This is a genomic window from Streptomyces sp., assembly GCF_031181555.1.
Classification (GTDB): domain Bacteria; phylum Actinomycetota; class Actinomycetes; order Streptomycetales; family Streptomycetaceae; genus Streptomyces; species Streptomyces fimbriatus.
In genome coordinates this window covers 1-2,872 of the sequence record NZ_JAPSKQ010000315.1, presented here as the reverse complement: position 1 = coordinate 2,872, position 2,872 = coordinate 1, and the positions used below count along the sequence as shown (strand labels likewise).

Sequence of the window (2,872 nt, the reverse complement as noted above, 5' to 3'; positions counted from 1 at the left end):
TCCTGGATGTCGAGGAGACGGCAGGTGTCGCCGTTGATCTGGTACTCGCTGCCGCCGTTGCGGAACATGATCCGCGTGATGGTGACCTCGGAGTACTCGATGGGCAGCGCCCCGTCGGAGTTGTCGATGGTCAGCGACACCTCGGCACGGCCCAGCGGCGGGCGGCCGGTGGTGCCGGCGAAGATGACGTCCTCCATCTTGCCGCCGCGCAGCGACTTGGCACCCTGCTCGCCCATGACCCAGCTGAGCGCGTCCACGACGTTGGACTTGCCCGAGCCGTTCGGACCCACGACGCAGGTGATGCCCGGCTCGAACCGGAGCGTGGTGGCCGAGGCGAACGACTTGAAGCCACGGAGGGTCAGGGCCTTGAGGTGCACGCAGCCGGACTCTACCCGCCGGGGAGGTCTCACTCCATGAACGCGCGGTTTCGCCGGTGAACGCGCAGGGCACACCAGACGTTGAAGACGGTGAAAGGATGCGCGGGACAACGAGCATCGAGCACCGGGGGCGGGACGCGGGGGCGAGGACGCGGAGTCGGAGGCGGAGGCAAGAAAGAAGGGACGCCGGAGCGTCCCTTGCAATTCTGTACTGCGTGGCGGTTGTGACGGGCGGCCCGACCACCGCTGTGCTGTTGTGAAGCGGTGCGGTGATCAGGTGAGCGCAGGCTCCGCCTGGTGTGCGTCAACGCTCTCCATGATCCTGTCGCGAGAAGCGGCAGCCGTCAGCGCGTCCTTCTCCGCCTGGATCCGTACGAGCTCGGATTCCAGGTCCTGGACGCGCTGCTGGAGCCGTCGCATCTCGGCGAGGAGTCGAGGGTCGGAGCCGCCGACGTAACCGAGAAGCGCCTTTGCCATGATGGATGGTCCTCCACACTGAGTGACCGACCGATGCGGTGTGGGTCGTGAGGGATTCGCACCCGCGGTGCTTGGCAGGCCTGGAGTTGTGCTGCCGTTCAGCCATGCCAAACAGCTAAGGTGCGCGGGGCTTTCAGCGTCTCACCAAAAAGTTTGACGGTCAACACGATCACGCCCCGTATCGGCGGACAACCGGGCGCGCACGGCCGGGGAACGGCGGTGCCGCGAGGCCTGCGGGTCCTCGGGGTGTGGCGATCATCTTCGCGGGTGGAGCTTCCCACGACAAGCCGTTGTTGGCAATCACCTGGAGGTTTTCCTCGGCCGGACCCCGCGGCGGGCGCCGGTCGGCGCCCGCGGGGCCGCCGGAGGGCGGCGGGATCAGCGGACGGCGAAGCCCTCGTAGCCGCCCCGCGGTGTGTCCCAGATCTCGGTGACACCGTCCACCCGCCCGGGCGTGTCGCCGGCCTGGAGCCAGTCGAGCAGTCCCTCGCAGCGCTCGCGGGGGCCTTCGGCGACCACCTGGACCCGGCCGTCGTCCAGATTGAGAGCAAAACCACTCAGACCGCCGATCTCCAGGGCCTTGGCCCGCGTGAACCAGCGGAAACCCACACCCTGGACGCGCCCTCGCACCCAGGCGACCAGTCGCACTTCGTCGCTCATGACGGCAACCTAACCGGTCAATGTCACTCGGGGCACTCCGCCCCCGGACGCCATGCGGTACCGTCCCCACCCATGAATCTCATATGAAACTCACTCGATCGTGTGAGTTTTGTGTCGACCATGAGGTTCGCGCAGGTCGCGAGGACGAGCCGACCGCAAGGACGAGGAAGGCCAGGACATGGGACGCCACCGACGCTCCGCCGCCGTCCGCGCCACGGGGGTCACTCACCACGACGGCTCCTACGACGGGGGCCGGGACCCGCTGGGTGCTCGTACGGACGGCCCGCCCACCATGGGCATCGCACCGTACCTGAACCCCGAGGCCTACGCCGAGACGTACGCGAAGAGCGAGGCGTACCTCTTCGGGACGGACGCCGGGGCCGGGACCCCCGGCACCGCCGCCTTCGCCGGTGACGACTTCTCGGGCGGTGGTTTCGCGGGCGGTTCCACCGGCGGCCCCTTCCCGGACGGCCCCTTCCCGGACGACGGTTTCACGCCCGACGGGGGTGCCCGGCGCGCGGGCGGGCACCGGCGCCGGAAGAAGAAGGCCGCGGCGCCGGTCCGCACCGGTCTGCTCGGCGTCTCCGCCGCGGTGGCCCTCGGCACGGTCGCGGTGGCCACGGGCGCGGTGCCCGGCCTCGAGAACTACAGGCTCGGCGGCGGCAGCACCCCCGGTGACAAGGTCCAGGCCGGGGACACGGCGACCAACCTGCCCAGCGAGCAGGGCGGCACGTCCGGCAGCGCCGAGGCCCCGGGCCGTGACGCCGGTACCCCGGCGGGCCGCGACTCCGGGCGTTCGGCCTCCCCCGAGCCGTCGGAACCGGCCTCCACCCCGACCGCGCCGGCGAAGACGCCGGAGAAGGAGGCACCGGAGAAGAAGAAGCCCGCGGCGCCCCCGAGCGAGAAGCCGGAGAAGGCGCCGTCCCGCACGGCCGGACCGCAGCCGGAGAAGACGCCGGGCAAGCCGGTGACCGTGCCGGCGGAGGCCGTCGCCGGAGCCCAGGTCGTCAGGCTGGTCAACGAGGAGCGGGCCAAGGCGGGCTGCAGTCCCGTCGCCGCGGACAGCGCGCTGACGGACCTGGCCGCCGCGTTCAGCAAGGACATGGCCCAGCGGGGCTTCTTCGACCACACGGATCCCGACGGCGACACACCGTGGGACCGGGCCGAGGCGGCCGGCATCAGCGACCTCGGCGGCGAGAACATAGCCCGCGGCCAGGCCGACGCCGAGGCCGTCATGCGGGCCTGGATGGACAGCCCCGGCCACAAGGCGAACATACTGAACTGCGACTTCAGGACACTGGGCGTGGGCGTCCACTTCGGGGCGGGCGGCCCGTGGTGGACCCAGAACTTCGGCTACT

The 2,872-nt window shown here is 70.6% G+C and carries 4 protein-coding genes; 1 reads left to right on the top strand and 3 read right to left on the bottom strand.

From position 1 onward, the window contains the following. From RIM90_RS31335 to RIM90_RS31325, 3 genes are all read right to left on the bottom strand, one after another. Positions 1-377, bottom strand: a 377-nt coding sequence (locus RIM90_RS31335; RefSeq protein WP_309064120.1) for an AAA family ATPase, incomplete at its 3' end; no start/stop codon positions are given. A 273-nt stretch (positions 378-650) separates the two neighbouring features. Further along, entirely contained in the window at positions 651-854 is a 204-nt protein-coding gene (locus tag RIM90_RS31330) for a hypothetical protein (RefSeq protein ID WP_309064119.1), read from the bottom strand. A 378-nt stretch (positions 855-1,232) separates the two neighbouring features. After that, positions 1,233-1,514, bottom strand: a complete 282-nt coding sequence (locus RIM90_RS31325; RefSeq protein ID WP_309064118.1) for an acylphosphatase — start codon at positions 1,512-1,514, stop codon at positions 1,233-1,235. Between the two features lie 178 nt (positions 1,515-1,692). On the opposite strand from RIM90_RS31325, the gene RIM90_RS31320 reads away from it, so the two are divergent. Next, positions 1,693-2,872 (top strand): CAP domain-containing protein (locus RIM90_RS31320; protein WP_309064117.1); only part of this gene is annotated, 1,180 nt, incomplete at its 3' end.

Bases quoted from the DNA above. Each gene is read 5' to 3' on its own strand.
- RIM90_RS31325 (WP_309064118.1), bottom strand. From the start codon at position 1,514: ATGAGCGACGAAGTGCGACTGGTCGCCTGGGTGCGAGGGCGCGTCCAG.
- RIM90_RS31330 (WP_309064119.1), bottom strand. From the start codon at position 854: ATGGCAAAGGCGCTTCTCGGTTACGTCGGCGGCTCCGACCCTCGACTC.